Origin of the sequence: Bacillus sp. FSL L8-0099, assembly GCF_038006385.1 — a bacterium.
Classification (GTDB): Bacteria; Bacillota; Bacilli; order Bacillales; family Bacillaceae_G; genus Bacillus_A; species Bacillus_A toyonensis.
The window spans coordinates 4,905,156-4,925,367 of sequence record NZ_JBBOVC010000001.1; the positions used below are offsets into that span (position 1 = coordinate 4,905,156).

Genomic DNA, 20,212 nt, shown 5'->3' on the forward strand with positions numbered 1-20,212 from the left:
GCAGATTGCTACGGTTATTTTTTATCCCGCTATTTGCCCGGCAGTAAGATCCCTACCTCAAAATTCAGCGAAAGCAAAGGAGTTCGGTCGCTTGGGGATCAACTACCCGTAAAAGCCCCCCACTGATTAAAGTTTCACTTTATATTCGCTAACTATCCGTTTTCTTTTTATCCGGTACAACAACGCCACCACTTCCATAATAAGTAGGCACTTCTCCTTGAACAATGCGCGTTGCAATCGGAACATCTTGTTTCACTTTTATTTCTTTCGTATGAAATGGAATAATCACTTGCAACGTTACTTCCATCTCCATAACAATTTGAATCGCTGTATTATTAATCCCATGAGGCTCAATTTTTTGTTTAATATCCGTGTTTACATGACCGATTGTCGTGAAATCAATCGGAATATCTGGCCCCAGATTTCCGAGAAGCACATTATCCGTTACACGACCAAAAGGAACTGCCATAGTCGCCCCGTTTTTTTCAGAAATACCTAGCTCCTTCAAATTCCCTTGTTCTACTTGCTGTAAATATTTTTCTATGTATGTGGTCGTTGATGTTACGATTTCATTTACTTGCTTTGTATTTAAATTAATTGTAGATACTCTTCCGTTCCGATCCGTTTGTACTTTCATTAATGAATCGACGTCGAATCCTTCATTAATTCTATCCTTTACCGCCTTCGTCATGACTGCTGTCGCCATTTTATGCGTCTCTACTTCCCCATATTTCATTAACGTTGGCTGAATGCTGTTATTCACAATCCATAATCCTTGCATTAGTAATATCACAAAAAGAATAAACGACATAAGCAGTATGTACCGAAAGGAAATAGGTCCCCTTCGAAACCGCGAATTTTTCGAACGAAATATGCTCATAAAAAAACCTCCTTCTTATATCATTTCTATGCAAGAAGGAGGGACGATATATGCTTATCTCATTTTTAATAACGCTTCTTTTCCAATCGTTCCTACTGGAATACCTAACGCTTCCGCTCCAGTCGTTACGGATTCTAACGGTGCTTCAAGAAGTTGTTCAATGGTTCTTACACCAACCGCACGGCCAGCAATAATTCCCCGATCACCTAACTTCTCATTTAAAAGACCTACATCTAATGCACCACACATAATATATCCTTTATCGCTCATTACAGCTAGCAAATTTGTCTTTGGAAGTTTTACACTAACCGCAATAAACGTATAATTATCGATTATAATTGGCTCCACATTAACCATAGTTCACACTCCTCTCTTTCTTATCTGTATGACAAGAGAAAAATGAGTGTTACAAGTAACTAGCCTATAGTTTGACGGAAGATGTATGAGTTATCAACACGTCTGTTAACACATCTCTAAGTAGTTCCGGCATATAATATTGTTTGTCAGAAAGTGTGGATAGCTCTGGGTATAAATATCCGAATGTAAACATATCAATCGTTCCAACCGTATATATACGATCTAATTCCAGCGATTCCCCGTTAATCAATACATCTTCGAGTAAAATTTTATTCCCAGGAGTCGTATCTGGAATAACTTCTACACCAGCGTAAATCATTTTCCCCATCACTTTCCCGCGAAATCCAAATCCTTTTACCTCAAGGTTCTCCATATTCGGACGGCGCGCTTTCAAAATCACTTCTCTTAATGTCTTTCCTGACACTTTCAACGCACATGGATTAATTGGATGTGGACAAATTCTGTGAATATCTCCGCGCGTCACAACACCTTCTTCTAATCCCTCAAGAAGTACACCAGCGTTCACCATTCCAATCTCTGCACCGCACCACGTTTTCAGCGCATTTGCTAACATGTGCGAAAATGATGTCTCATGAAACCAATCAACTGGTAATGATTCCTTTAAATGAACGACAGGCTCTGCCATGATATGCTTACTTTCTTCCTGCAGCATTTCAATTGTGGATAACGGTTCACTATAAGCACCTAACCGCTCTGTCTTAATCGCTCTACCGTCCTTCTTCAACAGTCTCTTCGTCTCTTTATCCACAGTAAGCTGCACGTGCCCAACGTAACGGCCCCACTTTTCACAACAACAAAGTAAAGTATTATTCATAAGAACACCGCGCTCAAATAAATGATGCGTATGTGCACCTAAAATAACATCTATATCATAATGCTCCGCCATATACTCATCCATGCTTTTTCCAAGGTGAGATAGGACAACTTTAATATGCGCCTCATCTTTCACTTCTTCTAAAATAGACTCTAAATGCTCGATTGGATCTTCAATGTGCCAGTCTAACATTTGATAAAACTCGGGATATGCTACCGTTAATCCAATAAAAGCAATCGTAATTCCATCTGTCGTTGTATGTAATTTATAAGGCTTTGCCCATGCTGGACGTATACCTTCTTTTTCAAATAAATTCGCGACGAGCACCTCAAATCCAGCATCATCATATAGACGATTCAAATGCTCCTTCGCTAACGTAATTCCTTCATTATTTCCAATCGTTACATAATCATATAACGCCTCATTTAAAAGCTTCGTATTGCCAAGCCCATTCGTCGCTTCCGAAATACTGTGAAAACGATCCACATGATCGCCGATATCAACCGTCAAAACGGTCTCTCCCGCTTCCTGTCTTCGCTTTTTCTCCCCTTGTACAAACCGAGAAATTTGCGGCCAATTTTCAAAATGACTATGTATATCGTTTGTATGATAAAGGTGGATGATTGTTTCTTTATTTATATTCAGAGAAAAAACCTCCTCTCAATTCCTTACTGCCATTTACGCTATACGTACGCAATAATCCTGTAAATACTTTTCGTCTTTTCTTGCTATTTTACATTGTACTCGCATTATGAGAAAAAGCAAAAGATTGTCTTTTTTATATGAGAAGCTTTATTTTTTAAATCTGTGGATTCATTGGTAGAACGAGGAGTTTTCAGAAAGTTTACCGTGAGGAATTTTCCTATAAATTCTTTACTGTATTTGTCAGTATCTTAGCCTCAACTACTTCCAGTCGCCCTCTTTATGTATAAATGCTCCTTTCCTGTTTGAATGGTGCGGGGTATTCATTCCTCTTACTATGTCGTAATTTGTTGATAAGTCGATATCCCTTGTCGAATCGTCGATATATTGAAATAATCGCTGATATATTCCGAGTTATGGTCGATATATTTGAAAAATCGCTGATATATTTAACTGAACACCCACCTAGGTATCCTCTACCAAACCAAGACAAATCCGCAAAACAAAAAAGCGCCCTGCACAGCAGGACGCTTCTTTAATCTATTAACCAATAGAACCTTCCATCTCAAACTTGATTAGGCGGTTCATTTCAACTGCGTATTCCATTGGAAGTTCGCGAGTGAATGGCTCGATGAAGCCCATTACGATCATTTCTGTAGCTTCTTGCTCAGAAATACCGCGGCTCATTAGGTAGAATAATTGTTCTTCTGATACTTTCGATACTTTCGCTTCGTGCTCAAGTGAAACGTAATCGTTTTTGATTTCGTTGTAAGGAATTGTATCAGATGTAGATTGGTTATCCATGATTAACGTGTCACACTCGATGTTAGAGCGAGAGTTTTTCGCTTTTGGTCCGAAGTGTACGATACCACGGTAAGTTACTTTACCACCATGCTTCGCAATCGATTTAGAAACGATTGTTGAAGAAGTGTTTGGTGCTAAGTGAATCATTTTCGCACCAGCATCTTGGTGTTGGCCTTTACCAGCAATCGCGATAGATAACGTTAAACCACGAGCGCCTTCGCCTTTTAAGATAACTGCTGGGTATTTCATCGTTAATTTAGATCCGATGTTACCGTCAATCCATTCCATCGTTGCGTTTTCTTCACAAACCGCACGTTTTGTAACTAGGTTGTATACGTTGTTCGCCCAGTTTTGGATTGTTGTATAACGGCAATATGCATCTTTCTTAATGATGATTTCTACTACCGCACTGTGAAGTGAGTTAGTCGTGTAAACAGGTGCTGTACAACCTTCTACGTAGTGTACGTGTGCGCCTTCGTCTACGATGATAAGCGTACGCTCGAATTGTCCCATATTTTCAGAGTTAATACGGAAATACGCTTGAAGTGGTGTATCAACTTTAATACCTTTTGGAACGTAGATGAATGATCCACCAGACCAAACTGCAGAGTTTAATGCAGAGAATTTGTTGTCTGTTGGTGGGATTACTTTTCCGAAATGCTCACGGAAAATATCTTCGTTCTCTTTTAATGCGCTATCTGTATCTTTGAAGACGATTCCTAGAGCTTCTAGGTCTTCTTTCATGTTGTGGTATACAACTTCAGATTCGTACTGTGCAGATACACCAGCTAAATATTTTTGCTCAGCTTCAGGAATACCTAATTTATCAAATGTCGCTTTAATTTCATCAGGTACTTCATCCCAAGACTTCTCAGATTTCTCAGATGGTTTTACGTAGTACGTAATTTCATCGAAATCTAAGTCATTTAAGTCGCCGCCCCATTGTGGCATTGGCATTTCATAGAACTTATCCAGTGATTTTAAACGGAAGTCTAACATCCACTGTGGTTCTTCTTTCATACGTGAAATCTCTTCAACGATTTCTTTTGTTAAACCGCGTCCAGCACGGAAAATCGAAACGTCTTTGTCTTTGAAACCATATTTGTAATCGCCGATATCTGGCAGTTGCTTCGCCATGTTGGTGTGTCCCTCCTTAGATAACCTCGTTTTTAGGAACCTTTAACATTACTTATCTTCGTTTAAGCCCTTTTCTAACGCTTTCCACGCTAATGTTGCACATTTAATACGTGCAGGGAACTTGCATACGCCTTGTAATGCTTCAATATCTCCTAAATCGATGCTGTCATCGTACTCTTTTCCTAGCATCATGTCAGAGAAAATTTTAGAAAGCTGAAGTGCCTCTTCAATTTTCTTTCCTTTTACTGCTTGTGTCATCATTGAAGCTGAAGACATTGAGATGGAACATCCTTCTCCTTCAAACTTCGCTTCTTGCACAATACCTTCTTCTACTTTCATCGTAAGTTGAATACGATCGCCGCAAGTTGGATTGTTCAAGTTAACGGTAACACTATCTTCTAACACGCCATGGTTACGAGGATTTTTGTAATGATCCATAATAACTTGACGATATAACGTATCTAAATTATTAAATGACATTTGTGAAATACTCCTTTGTCTTGATTAGCGATTCAACAAATGTATCAATTTCTTCTTTTGTATTATATAAATAGAAGCTCGCACGTGCTGTTGAAGAAGCTTTTAGCCACTTCATAAGCGGTTGTGCACAGTGATGTCCTGCGCGAACTGCAATGCCTTCCACATCTAATACTGTTGCTACATCGTGAGGATGTACGTCTTCAATATTAAATGTAACTAGGCCAGCGCGATGCTTTGGACCATAAATTGTAACGCCATCTACTTCGGATAGTCTTTCTAAAGCGTATTGCGCTAATTCATGTTCATGCTTTTCAATATTATGAAGACCGATTTCTTCTAGGAAATCAATTGCCGCACCAAGTCCGATTGCATTACCGATAATCGGTGTACCTGCTTCGAACTTCCACGGAAGCTCTTTCCACGTAGATTCTTGTAAGTCTACGAAATCAATCATTTCACCACCAAATTCAATTGGTTCCATATTGTTTAGCAATTCTTTCTTACCATATAATACACCGACACCTGTTGGTCCGCACATCTTATGAGCAGATAATGCGTAGAAATCACAGTTTAAATCTTGTACATCCACTTTCATATGAGGTGCACTTTGTGCTCCATCAACGATCATGATTGCACCGTTTTCATGTGCGATTGCTCCGATTTCTTTTACAGGGTTAATCGTTCCAAGTACGTTTGACACGTGCATAATAGAAACGATTTTTGTATTCGGTGTAACAGTTTGACGAACATCTTCTAAAGAAATTGTACCGTCTAGTTGAAGCGGAAGGTATTTCAAAGTTGCGCCAGTTTTCTTCGCAACTTGTTGCCACGGAATGATGTTACTATGGTGTTCCATGTAAGAAATAACGATTTCATCGCCTTCTTTTACATTTTCAAGACCATAGCTAGCCGCTACTGTATTTAATGCTGTTGTCGTTCCGCGCGTGAAAATAATCTCTTCCATTGATTTCGCGTTAATAAACTTGCGAACTTTCTCACGTGCACCTTCATACGCGTCAGTAGCTTTCGTACCGAGCGTATGAACACCGCGATGCACGTTAGAATTATATTCTTTATAGTAACGTTCTAACGTTTCAATGACTTGAATTGGTTTTTGAGAAGTTGCTGCACTATCGAAATAAACAAGTTGTTTGCCGTTCACTTTTTGATCAAGAATTGGAAACTGTTTGCGTATTTCATGAATATTCATTAGCGAACTTTCCTTTCAATTACCTCAACAAGCTGTGCTTTTACTCCTTCAATTGGAAGCTCATTTACTACAGGTGCTAAGAATCCATGGATGACTAAACGTTCTGCTTCGCGTTTTGGAATACCACGGCTCATCAAGTAGTATAATTGGTACGGATCTACGCGGCCTACTGAAGCTGCGTGACCTGCCATTACATCATCTTCGTCAATTAAAAGAATTGGGTTTGCATCTCCGCGAGCTTTCTCGTCTAACATAAGAACGCGAGAAGATTGTTGTGCATTTGATTTAGATGCACCGTGTTCAATCTTACCAATTCCGTTAAAGATAGATGTTGCACTATCTTTTTGTACACCGTGTTTTAAAATCCAACCTTCAGAGTGTTTACCGAAGTGAACAACTTTAGTTGTAAAGTTTTGTGTTTGGTTACCACGGCCAATTGTTACTGTTTTCGTATCAGCATATGAACCGTCGCCCATTAAGTTCGTAACGTTCTCTGAGATTGTGTTTCCGTCATTCATAAGGCCTAGAGCCCAATCAATGCGGCCGTCGCGTCCTACAATGCCGCGGCGGTTAACGTAAGTTGTTACGTCTTTTGCTAATAAATCAACCGCACCGAATTTCACTTGTGCGCCTTGTTCCACGATTACTTCTGCTACGATATTTGCAATACCTTTAGCATTTTCATTTGCAACATAGTTTTCTACATAAGTTGCAGTACTGTTCGCATCAGCTACGAATAATACGTGGTTATATACGTTAGCTTCTTCGCCGTCTACTAAGAATACAGCTTGAAGTGGAGTTTCAAGAACAACGTTTTTCGGAACATATACGAATGCACCGCCGTTGATTAATGCAGCATGAAGTGCAGTTAGACGATGCTCGTCTACTTTCACGCCGTCTTTCATTAAATACTTTTGTAATAGTTCAGCATGCTCTGTTGCAGCTGTTACGATGTCTGTAAAAATAACACCTTTTTCTTTTGCTTCGTCTGCTAAAGAAACGAACGCAGTTGTACCAGTACGTTGTACTAATACGCTGTTATTTTCATCGATTAAGTTTTTCACTGCTTCTGGAAGCTCTGTTAAAGAACTTACAGGCTCTTGCTTAGCAGCGTCGCCTTTTCCGATAAAGTCCCATTTTTCAATTTTCGTTTTATCAGGCGTTGGCATTGGAAGTTCTGTTGCTTGTGCAAGAGCTTGTAAGCGGAACTCAGTCAACCAAGCAGCTTCGTTTACTTCGCTAGCGCGCTGACGGATTGTTTCTTGATCGAAAGGTAATGTACCGATTGTCATGTTTATGCTCCTCTCTTACGCTTCTTGCTCTGCTGTTTCGTCTTCAATACCTAATTCTTTTTTAATCCAGTCGTAACCTTCAGCTTCTAGACGTTGTGCAAGCTCAGGTCCACCAGATTTAACGATACGACCGTTCATCATAACGTGAACGAAGTCTGGAGTGATGTAGTTTAATAAACGTTGGTAATGCGTAATCATTAGGCAACCGAACTCTTCGCCGCGCATTTGGTTAATACCTTTAGATACAACTTTTAACGCATCGATATCAAGACCAGAATCGATTTCGTCTAAGATTGCAATTTTTGGCTCAATCATCATTAATTGAAGAATCTCATTACGTTTTTTCTCACCGCCAGAGAAACCTTCATTTAAGTAACGTTGTGCCATTTCTGGATCCATTTCTAGGAATTCCATGTTTTTATCTAACGTACGGATAAATTTCATAAGAGAAATTTCATCGCCTTCTTCACGACGTGCGTTAATCGCAGAACGTAAGAAGTCAGCGTTTGTAACTCCGCTAATTTCACTTGGATATTGCATTGCTAAGAATAGACCTGCTTGTGCGCGCTCGTCTACTTCCATTTCTAATACATCTTCACCGTCAATGATGATGCTACCTTCTGTTACTTCATACTTTGGGTGACCCATAATTGCAGAAGATAAAGTTGATTTACCTGTTCCGTTAGGTCCCATAATTGCGTGGATTTCTCCACCTTTTACTTCAAGGTTTACACCTTTTAAAATTTCTTTGCCGTCAATTGATACGTGTAAGTCTTTAACCGTTAATGTAGAACCAGCCATCTCAATACCTCCATTAATCCTATATATACATTTTAAAAATTCCTAAAACGTTCATATTCTCATTTTATTCTCATTCTAATTTTATATCAAATAAAATGATATCGCAAACGACGAAAAAAAGTAACAATTTTTTCACAAATGTATATAAGTATTTCCTTTGCATCCTTATATGATACACCTTTCTTCTTATATATATAAAGAAAAAAGGACTGATAAATTCCCAGTCCTTTCCTTACGTTTATTCACTTACCGGAAGTACAGCACCTTTATATTCTTTAGTAATAAAATCCTGAATTTCTTTTGAATGCAATACTTCTACCAGTTCTTTAATTTCTTTTTTCTTCTCGTCACCTTTACGAACTGCAATAATATTTGCATACGGAGAGTCTGATCCTTCAATCGCAATTGCATCCTTTGTTGGATTTAATTTCGCATCAATTGCATAGTTTGAATTAATAAATAAAGCATCTCCCTCATTATTTTCATACAGCTTCGGTGACAGTCCAGGTTCAACATCTGTTTTAAACTTTAAGTTTTTCGGATTTTCTACAACATCTTTTACTGTCGCCTTAACAACATCTACTCCATCTTTAAGCTTAATAACGCCACCTTTTTGTAATAGTGCTAACATACGGCCGCGCTCAGCCACGTTATTACTCATAATAACTGTTCCGCCCTCTGGCAGGTCTTTTAAGCTTTTATATTTCTTAGAATAAATCCCCATTGGTTCTAAATGAATTTTTCCTGCGTTTACAATTTTATATCCTTTTTCTTGAATTTCTTTATCTAAATATGGAATGTGTTGGAAGTAATTCGCATCAATTTCTTTATCCGCTAACGCTTTATTCGGTAACACATAGTCCTGGAACTTTTTAATCTCTAATTTAATACCCTTTTTCTCTAATATTGGCTGTGCTTTCTCCAAAATGACAGCGTGCGGCACGTTAGAAGCTCCAACGACAAGCTTATTTTCCTCTTTTCCCCCGCAAGCAGCTAATGTAAATACAGATAGCGCTGTAACAACTGACAGTATAATCTTTTTCATCTGATATCCCCTTCTCCCCTATAGGTATGTAGTTAGAAAAAAAGAGCCGGCATACACCAGCCCTTCTTCAAACAATTATTCTTTTACAGGAACAACTGCCCCTTTATACTCTTTAGTAATAAAGTCTTCAATTTCTTTAGAATGCAACACTTCTACAAGAGCTTTAATTTCTTTCTTATCTTTATCCCCTTTACGAACTGCTACGATGTTAGCATACGGAGAATCACTACCTTCAATTGCAATCGCATCTTTTTCTGGGTTTAATTTCGCATCAATTGCATAGTTAGAGTTAATTAGAACAGCGTCGCCTTCTTTATTGTTATACACTTGTGGTAATAAACCAGGCTCGATATCCGTTTTGAACTTTAAGTTTTTCGGATTATCTGCAATATCTTTCGGAGTTGCACTAACTGGATCTACTCCGTCTTTAATTTTTAAAATACCTTCTTTTTGTAAAATTGCTAAACCACGTCCATGGTCCGTAACGGAATTACTCATAATGATTGTTGCCCCGTCTGGCAGTTCTTTTAAGCTCTTATACTTTTGAGAGTATACACCAATTGGTTCTAAATGAATTTTCCCCGCTATTTCAAAATCATATTTTTTATCTTTAATTTCTTTTTCTAAATACGGAATGTGCTGGAAGTAGTTTGCATCTAATTCCTTATCCGCTAACGATTTATTTGGCAACACGTAATCTTGGAATTTTTTCACTTCTAATTCAATTCCTTTTTTCTCAAGCAACGGTTTTGCCTTTTCTAAAATTTCAGCGTGCGGTACGTTAGAAGCCCCAACAACTAGTTTCTTTTCATCTTTATCTTTCCCGCCACAAGCAGCTAACCCAAAAATTGAAGTTGAAATAAGTGCTGTAAGTAATAATTTTTTCATTTGAAATACCCTCCTGTTTTCATTATCTTTTATCTATTCGAGTCGTTACACTATCACCAATCCACTGAATGAAAAATACAACTAGTAACACACAAATTGTCGCAACGATTGTTACATCGTTATTTCCACGCTGGAATCCTTCTAAGTAAGCAAGTGTTCCAAGACCACCAGCACCAACAACTCCCGCCATTGCTGTATAGCCTACTAAAGCAATTGTCGTTACCGTAATACCAGATACTAACGCTGGTAATGATTCTGGAATTAACACTTTTAAAATGATTGTGCTTGTTTTTGCCCCCATTGCTTTTGAAGCTTCGATTACACCTTTATCAATTTCACGAAGTGCGATTTCAACCATTCTTGCGTAAAATGGTGCCGCTCCAATAATTAAAGCTGGCAATGCTGCACTAGCCCCGAGAATTGTTCCAAGGATAATCTTTGTGAATGGAATTAATAAAATGATTAAAATGATGAACGGTATAGAACGGAATATGTTTACAAAGGCTCCAATCCCTGTATTAACCGCTTTGTTTTCCCATAAATTATCTTTCGATGTCATAAAGAGTAACAATCCTAAAATGAGTCCTAAAACAAATGTGGCAAGCGCTGCGATTGCCGTCATATATAACGTTTCACCAGTCGCTTCTAACATTTGATTCCAATCAACATTTGCGAGTAACTTATCCATGTGCAATCACCTCCAGCTCTACTTGATCTTGATGTATTCCCTCTATCGCTTGCTGGATTGCTGTTTCCTCACCATTTAAATGAACAACTAAACTTCCGTAAGAACCGTTATTCGTTTGTGCGATATTTCCTTGCAAAATGCTAACTTCTATATCACTGCGTTGCATTAATCTTTGAAGTACTGGTCTTTCTACAGCCTCACCGATAAACTGCAAGCGAATTACTTTGCCATCTGGATATTTTTCAATTAAACTTTCAATTGTTTCGTTTGTATCTTCAGAATCTGTTAACTGCTGTACAAAGCGTTTCGTAATGTCTTGCTGTGGATTACGGAATACGTCAAGTACTGGACCTGTTTCTACGATTTTCCCTTTCTCCATTACCGCAACACGATTACAAATCTTTCGAATTACGTGCATCTCATGTGTAATCAATACAATTGTTAAACCGAGACGCTTATTAATATCAAGTAGTAAATCTAAAATTTGATCTGTCGTTTCCGGATCAAGTGCTGACGTTGCTTCATCACATAAAAGCACTTGTGGGTTGTTAGCTAACGCTCTAGCAATCCCAACACGCTGCTTTTGTCCACCACTTAACTGGGATGGATACGCGTCTCCTCTTCCTTCTAATCCAACGAGATGAATTAACTCATCAACACGTTTTCTTCTCTTCTCCTTATCAACACCTGCAATCTCAAGTGGAAATGCGATATTTTCGCGTACAGTTCGTGACCAAAGTAAGTTGAAGTGCTGAAAAATCATTCCAATTTCTTGCCTTGCCTTACGAAGTTCACTTCCTGTAATTGCTGAAATGACACGATTTGCAATTGTAATTTGGCCAGAAGTTGGTTTCTCTAACTGATTAAACAGCCTTATTAAAGAACTTTTCCCAGCACCACTATATCCGATAACACCAAATATTTCGCCTTTTTCTATTTTTAAATTGGCGTTATCTACAGCAGTGACATCACCGCTTTTTGCCTTATATATTTTCTTTACATTTTCTAATAAGATCATGATGTTCACCCCTTTTTTAAGTAAAAAGCGCAAGCGGCTCGTTTAGAACAAGAGGACGCCCGAATCCCTGACGTAGAGGCGCTTTTTGCCTCATAGGAAGGGATGAAACGACCGACTGTTCTAGCCGCTGGAGCTGGATTTCATAAAACTTTGGATAGACTCCGCAATTTTTTTATTTTTCATGCGTGTAATCTATCGCCATAGCTCCTCTTATTATTTGAATGTCCTCCACATTCAAACAACAAAAAAACCTTTCCGCTTTAGAGAAGCAGAAAGGTTTATATGCGTATATAACAACATTATCCCTCTCTCTCATCTCTCAAAGCATTCGCTTTGCAGGAATTGGCACCATTTCAACATAAGTTGACGGTTGCCGGGCTTCACAGGGCACAGTCCCTCCACCTCTCTTGATAAGAGAAATCAGATTTAATTTTCGTCTGATTTGTAATTTATGAAATTGTCTATATTTTATGAATTGAATTGTATCAATATCCACACGTCATGTCAACAAGAATTTTCACAAAACAAGAAACTTCAGAATTTTAAGCACCTACTGACATCGGTTTACATATATGAAACATCGATTCAACTAATAGCATCGTTCGATATGTTCCCGAATATTGCACACGTCCATCGTTCATTAACGTTTGCAATCTTACATTTCCGTTCACTAATTGTTTTACATCCTCTTCATCTAAGCACACAATTTGTTCCGTTCCTCTTGCCTCTTGTGACAATTCTATATAATCTCTTGAAATTTGTAATGAACAACTTTCATCTCCAAAGCGGAAATTAACAGTTTTTTCTCCTTGCCTTAAAAGCGGTTCTAAATGATATTGACCGTTAGCGTAATTTACAAATGATTGAAGCAAAGAATATAATTTCACCCTAAATCACATCCTTCATATCACTTTCTATTACATACCATTTCCCTCTCACTAAAGAGCAATCCTGTTACTTTCGCTCGACAAATACTGTATCCATCCCGCATGTCGACATATTTCCCAAGAAATATGTCGAGGCGGCAAAAACTTTGCCGCCTACTTTAATTCCGTATATAAATATTCAACCGAATGAAATGCATATATCTTCTTCATGAGTGTCCCATTTTCAAAAACAAGTAAACAAGGCACACTTTCGATTCCATACTCTTTCGCTAAATGCGGAGCATAATTTAAATCTAACATTCCAATTTTCAACTCTTCAATCGTCATCTCGACAACCGTTAACATCTTCTTTGCTAATTGGCATGTTCCACACATCGGTGTATATACATATAGCACTGTTTTTTCTTCATTCTCTATTAGGGCTGTAGCTTCGGCTCCTGTCCAGTCAATCACTTCTATCATTCCTTACCGTAAATATTCTGTATAAACGTCAATGTCAGCTCCCCATAATACATTTGCTAAATGTGAAGAAGGTGCAGTCGCCACTTCTCGGTACGAGCGATCAATATAAATATGCTCTGCTTGCGGAAATTCTTTTCGAAACTGTTTCCTTAACTTTTCCCCTGCATCATCAGCATCCACTAGCACATATACGTCCTTATCAAAAAACTGATCAATGAGCTCATCCATTTTCGACAAACCAATTGTACCATTTGTACAAACAATTTCCACCGGTTCACGAATAATAGATTCAATCTTTCTTCTGTCTGATTTACCTTCTACAATAATGACTTTTTCTACATAAATCATATGTCATCACCCGATCACCATATACTATACAACCTTTAACTTAGTATATAGTATATTCGTTATTTTCATGTTGTTTCCTGTTTATTTTTGCAAAAGAAAAGCGGAAGCGGCTTGTTTAGAACAAGAGGGCAATTGGAACTCCTGAACTAGAGGCGCCTTTTGCCTCAAGTGAAGGAGTGAAATGACCGACTGTTCTAGCCGCTGGAGCTGGACAATGAAAAGCGGAAACGGCTCGTTTAGATTGTAAAAAGCATGAAACTTCACTAAATAGATTTCCCATTAATGTACTTTCACATGATAATTGATTCATATATATGTGCTTTTCAACTCATTATGTAGCACAAAATAAAAAGGACAGCACAAAGGCTGTCCTTCAGTTGACTAAAATTAGTCTTGGTTTGTCATTTCTGCATATTTTTCTGCAGTTAATAACTTCTCAACTTGGCTTGCATCAGAAAGTTCAACTTTAACCATCCATGCACCCTCGTATGGAGATTCGTTTACAAGTTCTGGTTGGTCACTTAATTCTTCGTTTACTGCTACAACTTTACCGCTTACAGGTGCGTATAATTCAGAAACTGTTTTAACAGATTCTACGCTTCCGAATGGCTCGTCAGCTTCGATTGTTGCACCTACTTCAGGAAGTTCAACGAATACGATATCGCCTAGCTCACCTTGTGCAAAGTGAGTAATACCGATTACAACTTCATTACCTTCAGTTTTTACCCATTCGTGTTCTTCAGAGTAACGTAAATTAATTGGAATGCTCATGACTGTACCTCCAGTGAATGTATTAATTATGTAAAAATACCTTATTGGTACTTTTTCCACACACTTTCAAACTGCTCTTCGTTAAAACCAAGTGTTACATTCGTTCCATCTGTTACAATTGGACGTTTAATCAACATGCCATCAGATGCTAAAAGCTCATACATTTCGTCTTCGCTTGCATCTTTCAACTTATCTTTTAGACCAAGTTCGCGGTAACGCATTCCACTTGTATTAAAGAATTTTTTTAATGGTAATTCACTTTTTACATGTAAATTACGTACATCTTCTTTTGACGGTGGATTTTCAACAATATGAATCATCTCATATGCTACATCGTTTGCCTCAAACCATTTCTTTGCCTTTTGACATGTGCCACACTTTGGATATGAATAAAATGTTACTGTCATAAATTCACCTACTTTTTTACTAACCTTTACCTTTATCATATAGAAAACGTTTTATTATTTCAAACGATTATTCGCTAAACTTTTACTTATTTCGTGATAATTTTTAATAATCCTGCAATTTTTCTTATTTTTCCGCCATTTGTTAAGAAAAAATAAATATATAATTTTTTTCGATTCTTCTCTCATTCTGCATCGAACATATATCTTAAACAAACGTTTGATTAACTTCCTATTTTTCTTTGTTAGCTCTTGAGCTGCATCGATTTCTTCCTACCGAACATACATCTTAAACAAACGTTTGATTCATTCCCCTTTTTCTTTGTTAGCCCTTGAGCTGCATCGGTTTCTTCCTACCGAACATACATCTTAAACAAACGTTTATTTAACCATTTCAGCCTATGGTCACAAAACCTGAAAATACTTTAAATGACAAAGGCGTACAGATAAAAGGAACTAACGATTTTGACTGTAGTAGTGAGCCCATAAAAAAGTTATTAAACGTATCCTTTATTAAAGCAGAAATGTATAGTTCTCTACTTTTTCTTAGTTTATTCAAAATCTTTGCGGAACCGCCACTATCTCATTTACATAATTATCGTTAGTTGAAGTTAATTATATTTTTCTACGTACTAAATAAAAAGCTAAGCACCCCATAATAATAGGCGTAACTAAACTAGAAGCATATGCACTTGTAATAGTAAAAAGAGAGAGTATACATATATAGATAAGAGCGAGTCCTATAAATACAGGAATTCCAAATCGAAACTTCCTACATTGTTTTATGTTCCTGTATAATACTTCTCCAATTAGGCAAGCTACAAGATCTAATATACTACCAAATATAATGAGAATTATAATGAATCCAAATATGTTAGGTAAATCATTCTCGTAAGAATAACCAGGATTAGAAATATACGGTATTAAGAACCATATGATAATAAAAGCAAGCAAACTTGCAGCATAACTAATTAAAAATTTCCCCAACGTAATCCTCCTCATAAATTTCTAATATTATCTTCATTGCATGACATAATTTCCTATTATTGATAGCAAAACTACCATCCACGAAATTGCTAATTGAATGAAATAAAAAAGACGCATTTAAATTGATGCGTCTTTTGGAGATGTTTCTTTTGTAAAATCATATAAAGCAATTGCGCCTAAAATAACCAATATACTTTCAGGGGCATCTAACAAAATAGTTCTCCAAGTTTCTGATATTACCCATTTAATACCTGCCGCTGATTCAAGATATGCTTGAAAATAACTGATTGTAAAATCAATTACAAATAAACATACAAGTAATGTTAGACCAAATCGAATTAATTTCTTGTTTTTAAACATGTAACACCTCTCAAAATTCATTGGATATTTCTGATTTCAATTCGTTATATAAAAAAATCCCTATATTTGATTTTTGCATACAAAAAATCCAAATAAATACAATATGCACATTTGCATATTTCATGAATATTGAGGAATTACTGTTAATAAAAAAAACCTACTAGTGTAGGACAAAATAGCCTTAGCGATCCCAACAAGTAATCGCATAAATAACAGAATCATTTGAACCACTATATAACCGATTCCTGGATGCGCTTCATTAAAACTTTATAATTAAATCTGCAATAGCTGATATAAAATTATAAATCGGTATCATTATAGCAGGGAATGCATCTCGCATACGTTGTAATGCTTTCGTAAGCTTCTCGATCATATTGTTATATGTGCTTCTGCTTAAAAAATAAGAAGCCTCGTTTACAGGCTCCTTATTCATCGACTCAAATAATCTGCAATTGTTTGAAATACGACGATATACATATTATGAATGCTTTCTTCAGTATTTCCACCATTTGATAAACCAACTGCCCATTGTTGTCCTTCACCACTTCCGATATTTGCAAAGCCTTGCGTATACATCGCATTTACATCTTTTCGTGCACTGTTATACTCTATCCCTTTCGTAATAAACGTTGAATATGATTTATCTTGCAAACCGATAAAAAACACTGGTTTCTTTAGCGATGAAAATATACTTTTATACTGCTCTGTTGAGGCTTCTTGAAAGTGATCTTTCATTATTAGAAAACCATCCACTTCCTTAGATTTCTTTTCCAGTTCCTCTAACTTCATTTCCTCAAACTTTATATTTCTAAACGTATCTTTCGGTTTTTCTCCAACAACTCCAATTACGAGTGCTCTCCCGTTATATTCTAATTTCTCTCCTTCTTTATCCTTTGCACACCCAGCACTCACTAGGCATATCAATATAAAAAATAAGAAATACGATAAACGCTTCATATAGCACTCTCCCCTTCTTTTAAGTCAAGTGACAAAAACGTAAGGTTAATTCAAGAAAATGTAAGTAAAATCGATAGCCCAATTTACGTTTCTATATTATAATCAATTGAATTTACCTACATTACTAAACATAGGAGATTATCATGAAGAAATTTAAACTTTCATCTTTTCTTCCGTTAAGTTATATACTTCTACTCGTACTCGTAAGTCCCCTTTACGACGTATTAAATAAATCAACTGTTCACGCAGTAGATGTCACAACTGTAGTAGATGATTGGATTCCATTTGTAAAAGCATTTATTATTCCTTATTTACTTTGGTTTCCTTACTTATACGGCGCACTTATTTATTACTGCTTTGCTGATCGAAAGCAATATTACGTTACTTTAAGTAGTGTAATTCTTGGCAAACTTGCTTGTTTTTCTATTTATTATTTTTGGCAGACAACTGTACCACGTCCAACTGTCGTTGGAACAGACGTATTTTCTGAACTAGTTCGCTATATTTATAGTATTGATCAACCGGTAAACTGTTTCCCTAGCATTCACGTTCTTACGACATTTGTAATTATGTTAGCTGCCTTTAAGCGTAGAGAGCAACATGCTTTTGAATATTACATCCTTACTTTCTTCGGTACACTTATCATTTTATCAACACTATTTACGAAGCAACATGCATTTGTAGATGCTGTTTCTGGAATGACGCTCGCGAGTATATTATACTTCGGCGTTCAGCTCTTATTAGCAAAAGAAACAGTACGCATTCCAGTAAAACAAAATCATAAGATGTAACATAACAAAAAAGCAGACTGTGGCTTCTTCAGTCTGCTTTTATCTATTATTAAGGAGATTTTCAAATTAAGATTGCGGTACAGTCATATCACCAGAATGAATACGACCTGCTTTTTTAAGAGCAATGTAAAGTATATAAGAAACAGCTACTGGAATGATGATATAAGTGATTGCCATAGCTGGAAGAACTTCCCACCCTTGACTGGAAATTAAATTAATTGGTGCGATAAGAGAACTTAATCCAAGACCAGCGATTTCTTTCCCTGCTTCTAATTGGAAAATTAATGCCGATACTGGGCCGACTATCGCACTAGCGACGACAGTCGGGACGAGAATCATTGGATTTTTAGTAATGTTTGGCAACTGTACTTTCGGAGTACAAAGCGCCTGAGCTAATATGCCACCTAAATTATTTTCTTTCGCTGAGATTACAGAGAATCCGATAAACTGAGCAACGCATCCTGCTAGAGCTGCACCACCTGCAACGCCATCTAAGCTAAGTGCGATCGCTAATGCAGCTGATGAAGCTGGAGAGATAAGTAATAGCCCCCAAACTACTGCAATGACGATAGAAGCGATAAACGGGCTACCAGCTGAACTATCTTTAATAAATGCTCCAACTGTATTTAAAACAGGAGTAATATTATGAGATAACCAAATACCAACTAAACCAGAACCTAATATGGCCGCAAATGGAACGAGCATCATATCTAACGCAGTTTTTCCACTTAAACGTTTACCGATATATACAGCTAAAGTTGCTGTTAATAATGCACCGATTGGCTCACCTGTTTTAATGATTAGACCCGCTTCAGTAATTGAAATGGATCCGGCACCAATCGCTCCAGCTACCATCGCTGAAAAGATAACAAGACCGTTTGCACCGAGCATAAAAGCAATGCCGGCACCAATCGCTGGTGCCATAAGTGATTTTGCAACAACTCCGATTGTAATAAGTAATGGAATATCAAGAATTCTTCCTATATTTTCGATCAGTAAACCAATTCCGAGGGATACGAAAATACCTTGTGCGATTCCAGCAGATGCTTTAAATACACGAGACATTATATATTCCTTCATTTGTTTCACCTTCTCCTATAAGTTAGTAACCAATTGTTTTCATATAATCACGTAAAATATCGTTTGATTTTGCGAATCGAGATTCTTCGTCCTCTGTTAAGTTTAGTTCTACAACTTCTTTCATACCATCTCTAGTAATAATAGCTGGCACTCCTGTACAAATATCATACTCACCGTACTCTCCATCTAAAATGGCTGATACAGCAATGACACGGTGATCATCGTTAAAGATTGAGCTCGCAATATACGCTAGAGAATTTCCGATTCCGTAATAAGTAGTACCTTTTCGTTTATAAATTTCCCATCCTGCTTTTGCAGTCTTCTCAACAATTTCATCTAAATCTATTTCACCAAATCGTTCTTTTTGCTCCTCTAAAATTTGTAGAATTGGCTTTCCACCAACAGTTACGTGAGACCAAGCAACCATTTGAGAATCACCATGTTCTCCTAATGAATACCCATGAATACTACGAGGATCTACATGTAACATTTCAGATAAAATTGTTCTTAAGCGAGAAGAATCTAGTGATGTACCAGTACCGATCACACGATTTCTAGGTAATCCAGATAATTTCCACACTTCATATGTAATAATATCAACTGGGTTCGATGCAAGTAAGAAAATACCGTCAAATCCACTTTCCATTACGCCGCCAACAACACTTTCCATAATTTTCGCACTCGCTCCTAAAGTATCTAAGCGACTTTGTCCAGGTTTTGGTGCTGGTCCCGCTGTAATAATAACGATGTCCATATCTTTGCAGTCTTCATAGCTTCCTGCATATACTTTTGTTCTTGTATTTGTAAAGTTAATGCAATGTGATAAATCCATCGCTTCCCCAACTGCACGTTCATGATTTATATCAATTAATAATAGCTCTTCGCAAATGCCTTGATTTACAATGGAATATGCACAACTTGATCCAACTAATCCAGTACCGATAATTGCAATTTTTCTTGTATTTCTTTTCATAGCAATCTCTCCTAATTGATCATATAATCTATTTCTTTTGTTCTTTACACTCTTAATTATAGAGATTCCCACGATAGAAACCATGGATGCTTTGTGAAATATTGAGCAAAGTTTT

General features: G+C 37.1%; 25 protein-coding genes, 1 pseudogene and 1 riboswitch. Of the genes and pseudogenes, 1 reads left to right on the plus strand and 25 read right to left on the minus strand.

Annotated elements, in window-relative coordinates; genetic code table 11:
- Positions 1-148: 148 nt before the first annotated feature.
- From yunB to MHH42_RS25280, 23 genes and pseudogenes are all read right to left on the minus strand, one after another.
- Positions 149-880 (minus strand): sporulation protein YunB, encoded by a 732-nt coding sequence (yunB, locus tag MHH42_RS25170; protein WP_097837622.1) that lies wholly within the window; start codon positions 878-880, stop codon positions 149-151.
- Positions 881-934: 54 nt separating this feature from the next.
- The gene (locus MHH42_RS25175; protein WP_000248467.1) at positions 935-1,237 is read right to left on the minus strand and encodes a YunC family protein; all 303 of its coding nucleotides are present in this window, start codon (positions 1,235-1,237) and stop codon (positions 935-937) included.
- Positions 1,238-1,301: 64 nt separating this feature from the next.
- Positions 1,302-2,717, minus strand: a complete 1,416-nt coding sequence (locus MHH42_RS25180; RefSeq protein ID WP_335464229.1) for a bifunctional metallophosphatase/5'-nucleotidase — start codon at positions 2,715-2,717, stop codon at positions 1,302-1,304.
- Positions 2,718-3,257: 540 nt separating this feature from the next.
- Entirely contained in the window at positions 3,258-4,655 is a 1,398-nt protein-coding gene (gene sufB, locus MHH42_RS25185) for a Fe-S cluster assembly protein SufB (RefSeq protein ID WP_001118824.1), read from the minus strand.
- 48 nt (positions 4,656-4,703) lie between these two features.
- The gene (sufU, locus tag MHH42_RS25190) at positions 4,704-5,135 is read right to left on the minus strand and encodes a Fe-S cluster assembly sulfur transfer protein SufU (RefSeq protein ID WP_000009523.1); all 432 of its coding nucleotides are present in this window, start codon (positions 5,133-5,135) and stop codon (positions 4,704-4,706) included.
- A complete protein-coding gene (gene sufS / locus MHH42_RS25195; RefSeq protein WP_001020759.1) occupies positions 5,125-6,345 on the minus strand; it encodes a cysteine desulfurase SufS in 1,221 nt (406 codons plus the stop codon). Before sufS ends, sufU begins: the two co-directional genes overlap by 11 nt.
- Complete coding sequence (sufD, locus tag MHH42_RS25200) at positions 6,345-7,637, minus strand: Fe-S cluster assembly protein SufD (protein WP_000152176.1); 1,293 nt, start codon at positions 7,635-7,637, stop codon at positions 6,345-6,347. Before sufD ends, sufS begins: the two co-directional genes overlap by 1 nt.
- 15 nt (positions 7,638-7,652) lie before the next feature.
- On the minus strand, positions 7,653-8,438 hold the full coding sequence (gene sufC / locus MHH42_RS25205) for a Fe-S cluster assembly ATPase SufC (protein WP_000929162.1): 786 nt from the start codon (positions 8,436-8,438) through the stop codon (positions 7,653-7,655).
- A 238-nt stretch (positions 8,439-8,676) separates the two neighbouring features.
- Positions 8,677-9,483: a methionine ABC transporter substrate-binding lipoprotein MetQ gene (gene metQ / locus MHH42_RS25210; RefSeq protein WP_000720648.1), complete on the minus strand. Its 807-nt coding sequence runs from the start codon at positions 9,481-9,483 to the stop codon at positions 8,677-8,679.
- Between the two features lie 75 nt (positions 9,484-9,558).
- Positions 9,559-10,371 carry a methionine ABC transporter substrate-binding lipoprotein MetQ gene (gene metQ / locus MHH42_RS25215; RefSeq protein WP_000735098.1) on the minus strand — a complete coding sequence of 271 codons (813 nt, stop codon included), beginning with the start codon at positions 10,369-10,371 and terminating at the stop codon, positions 9,559-9,561.
- 22 nt (positions 10,372-10,393) lie between these two features.
- Entirely contained in the window at positions 10,394-11,059 is a 666-nt protein-coding gene (locus MHH42_RS25220; RefSeq protein WP_000359403.1) for a methionine ABC transporter permease, read from the minus strand.
- Positions 11,052-12,077, minus strand: a complete 1,026-nt coding sequence (locus tag MHH42_RS25225; RefSeq protein ID WP_000601772.1) for a methionine ABC transporter ATP-binding protein — start codon at positions 12,075-12,077, stop codon at positions 11,052-11,054. The genes MHH42_RS25220 and MHH42_RS25225 overlap by 8 nt, the downstream gene beginning before the upstream one ends.
- Before the next feature lie 309 nt (positions 12,078-12,386).
- Positions 12,387-12,494: riboswitch (SAM riboswitch) on the minus strand.
- Between the two features lie 125 nt (positions 12,495-12,619).
- The gene (locus MHH42_RS25230; RefSeq protein WP_000781225.1) at positions 12,620-12,964 is read right to left on the minus strand and encodes a hypothetical protein; all 345 of its coding nucleotides are present in this window, start codon (positions 12,962-12,964) and stop codon (positions 12,620-12,622) included.
- A gap of 153 nt (positions 12,965-13,117) precedes the next feature.
- Positions 13,118-13,426 carry a thioredoxin family protein gene (locus tag MHH42_RS25235; protein WP_002039867.1) on the minus strand — a complete coding sequence of 103 codons (309 nt, stop codon included), beginning with the start codon at positions 13,424-13,426 and terminating at the stop codon, positions 13,118-13,120.
- Positions 13,427-13,429: 3 nt separating this feature from the next.
- Positions 13,430-13,774, minus strand: a complete 345-nt coding sequence (locus MHH42_RS25240) for a toprim domain-containing protein (protein WP_000640865.1) — start codon at positions 13,772-13,774, stop codon at positions 13,430-13,432.
- 115 nt (positions 13,775-13,889) lie between these two features.
- Entirely contained in the window at positions 13,890-14,084 is a 195-nt protein-coding gene (locus tag MHH42_RS25245; protein ID WP_097968823.1) for a hypothetical protein, read from the minus strand.
- Positions 14,085-14,161: 77 nt separating this feature from the next.
- The gene (gene gcvH, locus MHH42_RS25250; RefSeq protein ID WP_340894462.1) at positions 14,162-14,545 is read right to left on the minus strand and encodes a glycine cleavage system protein GcvH; all 384 of its coding nucleotides are present in this window, start codon (positions 14,543-14,545) and stop codon (positions 14,162-14,164) included.
- Between the two features lie 41 nt (positions 14,546-14,586).
- The gene (locus MHH42_RS25255) at positions 14,587-14,952 is read right to left on the minus strand and encodes an arsenate reductase family protein (RefSeq protein ID WP_000218973.1); all 366 of its coding nucleotides are present in this window, start codon (positions 14,950-14,952) and stop codon (positions 14,587-14,589) included.
- A 612-nt stretch (positions 14,953-15,564) separates the two neighbouring features.
- Complete coding sequence (locus MHH42_RS25260; RefSeq protein WP_081339651.1) at positions 15,565-15,936, minus strand: hypothetical protein; 372 nt, start codon at positions 15,934-15,936, stop codon at positions 15,565-15,567.
- Positions 15,937-16,053: 117 nt separating this feature from the next.
- Positions 16,054-16,296, minus strand: coding sequence for a DUF3937 family protein (locus MHH42_RS25265; protein ID WP_000475828.1), 243 nt, complete (start codon positions 16,294-16,296; stop codon positions 16,054-16,056).
- A gap of 120 nt (positions 16,297-16,416) precedes the next feature.
- Positions 16,417-16,542, minus strand: a pseudogene (locus tag MHH42_RS25270) (quinol oxidase); the annotation flags it as partial.
- A 13-nt stretch (positions 16,543-16,555) separates the two neighbouring features.
- Positions 16,556-16,669, minus strand: coding sequence for a hypothetical protein (locus MHH42_RS25275; protein ID WP_002060226.1), 114 nt, complete (start codon positions 16,667-16,669; stop codon positions 16,556-16,558).
- 56 nt (positions 16,670-16,725) lie between these two features.
- Entirely contained in the window at positions 16,726-17,253 is a 528-nt protein-coding gene (locus tag MHH42_RS25280; protein ID WP_000826881.1) for a hypothetical protein, read from the minus strand.
- A 143-nt stretch (positions 17,254-17,396) separates the two neighbouring features.
- Between MHH42_RS25280 and MHH42_RS25285 the strand changes: the two genes are divergently transcribed.
- A complete protein-coding gene (locus tag MHH42_RS25285; RefSeq protein ID WP_000713778.1) occupies positions 17,397-18,044 on the plus strand; it encodes a phosphatase PAP2 family protein in 648 nt (215 codons plus the stop codon).
- 66 nt (positions 18,045-18,110) lie between these two features.
- On the opposite strand, the gene MHH42_RS25290 is transcribed toward MHH42_RS25285, so the two are convergent.
- The gene (locus MHH42_RS25290) at positions 18,111-19,124 is read right to left on the minus strand and encodes a PTS transporter subunit IIC (protein WP_340894468.1); all 1,014 of its coding nucleotides are present in this window, start codon (positions 19,122-19,124) and stop codon (positions 18,111-18,113) included.
- 22 nt (positions 19,125-19,146) lie between these two features.
- Positions 19,147-20,097, minus strand: coding sequence for an L-lactate dehydrogenase (locus MHH42_RS25295; protein ID WP_000828231.1), 951 nt, complete (start codon positions 20,095-20,097; stop codon positions 19,147-19,149).
- Positions 20,098-20,212: the final 115 nt, after the last annotated feature.

Bases quoted from the DNA above. Each gene is read 5' to 3' on its own strand.
- MHH42_RS25265 (WP_000475828.1), bottom strand. From the start codon at position 16,296: ATGTTTAAAAACAAGAAATTAATTCGATTTGGTCTAACATTACTTGTA.
- MHH42_RS25280 (WP_000826881.1), bottom strand. From the start codon at position 17,253: ATGAAGCGTTTATCGTATTTCTTATTTTTTATATTGATATGCCTAGTG.
- MHH42_RS25275 (WP_002060226.1), bottom strand. From the start codon at position 16,669: ATGATCGAGAAGCTTACGAAAGCATTACAACGTATGCGAGATGCATTC.
- MHH42_RS25175 (WP_000248467.1), bottom strand. From the start codon at position 1,237: ATGGTTAATGTGGAGCCAATTATAATCGATAATTATACGTTTATTGCG.
- sufB (WP_001118824.1), bottom strand. From the start codon at position 4,655: ATGGCGAAGCAACTGCCAGATATCGGCGATTACAAATATGGTTTCAAA.
- metQ (WP_000735098.1), bottom strand. From the start codon at position 10,371: ATGAAAAAATTATTACTTACAGCACTTATTTCAACTTCAATTTTTGGG.
- sufC (WP_000929162.1), bottom strand. From the start codon at position 8,438: ATGGCTGGTTCTACATTAACGGTTAAAGACTTACACGTATCAATTGAC.
- sufU (WP_000009523.1), bottom strand. From the start codon at position 5,135: ATGTCATTTAATAATTTAGATACGTTATATCGTCAAGTTATTATGGAT.
- metQ (WP_000720648.1), bottom strand. From the start codon at position 9,483: ATGAAAAAGATTATACTGTCAGTTGTTACAGCGCTATCTGTATTTACA.
- MHH42_RS25255 (WP_000218973.1), bottom strand. From the start codon at position 14,952: ATGACAGTAACATTTTATTCATATCCAAAGTGTGGCACATGTCAAAAG.
- MHH42_RS25220 (WP_000359403.1), bottom strand. From the start codon at position 11,059: ATGGATAAGTTACTCGCAAATGTTGATTGGAATCAAATGTTAGAAGCG.
- gcvH (WP_340894462.1), bottom strand. From the start codon at position 14,545: ATGAGCATTCCAATTAATTTACGTTACTCTGAAGAACACGAATGGGTA.
- sufD (WP_000152176.1), bottom strand. From the start codon at position 7,637: ATGACAATCGGTACATTACCTTTCGATCAAGAAACAATCCGTCAGCGC.
- MHH42_RS25235 (WP_002039867.1), bottom strand. From the start codon at position 13,426: ATGATAGAAGTGATTGACTGGACAGGAGCCGAAGCTACAGCCCTAATA.
- MHH42_RS25245 (WP_097968823.1), bottom strand. From the start codon at position 14,084: ATGAATCAATTATCATGTGAAAGTACATTAATGGGAAATCTATTTAGT.
- MHH42_RS25295 (WP_000828231.1), bottom strand. From the start codon at position 20,097: ATGAAAAGAAATACAAGAAAAATTGCAATTATCGGTACTGGATTAGTT.
- sufS (WP_001020759.1), bottom strand. From the start codon at position 6,345: ATGAATATTCATGAAATACGCAAACAGTTTCCAATTCTTGATCAAAAA.
- MHH42_RS25290 (WP_340894468.1), bottom strand. From the start codon at position 19,124: ATGAAGGAATATATAATGTCTCGTGTATTTAAAGCATCTGCTGGAATC.
- yunB (WP_097837622.1), bottom strand. From the start codon at position 880: ATGAGCATATTTCGTTCGAAAAATTCGCGGTTTCGAAGGGGACCTATT.
- MHH42_RS25240 (WP_000640865.1), bottom strand. From the start codon at position 13,774: ATGATTTATGTAGAAAAAGTCATTATTGTAGAAGGTAAATCAGACAGA.
- MHH42_RS25225 (WP_000601772.1), bottom strand. From the start codon at position 12,077: ATGATCTTATTAGAAAATGTAAAGAAAATATATAAGGCAAAAAGCGGT.
- MHH42_RS25285 (WP_000713778.1), top strand. From the start codon at position 17,397: ATGAAGAAATTTAAACTTTCATCTTTTCTTCCGTTAAGTTATATACTT.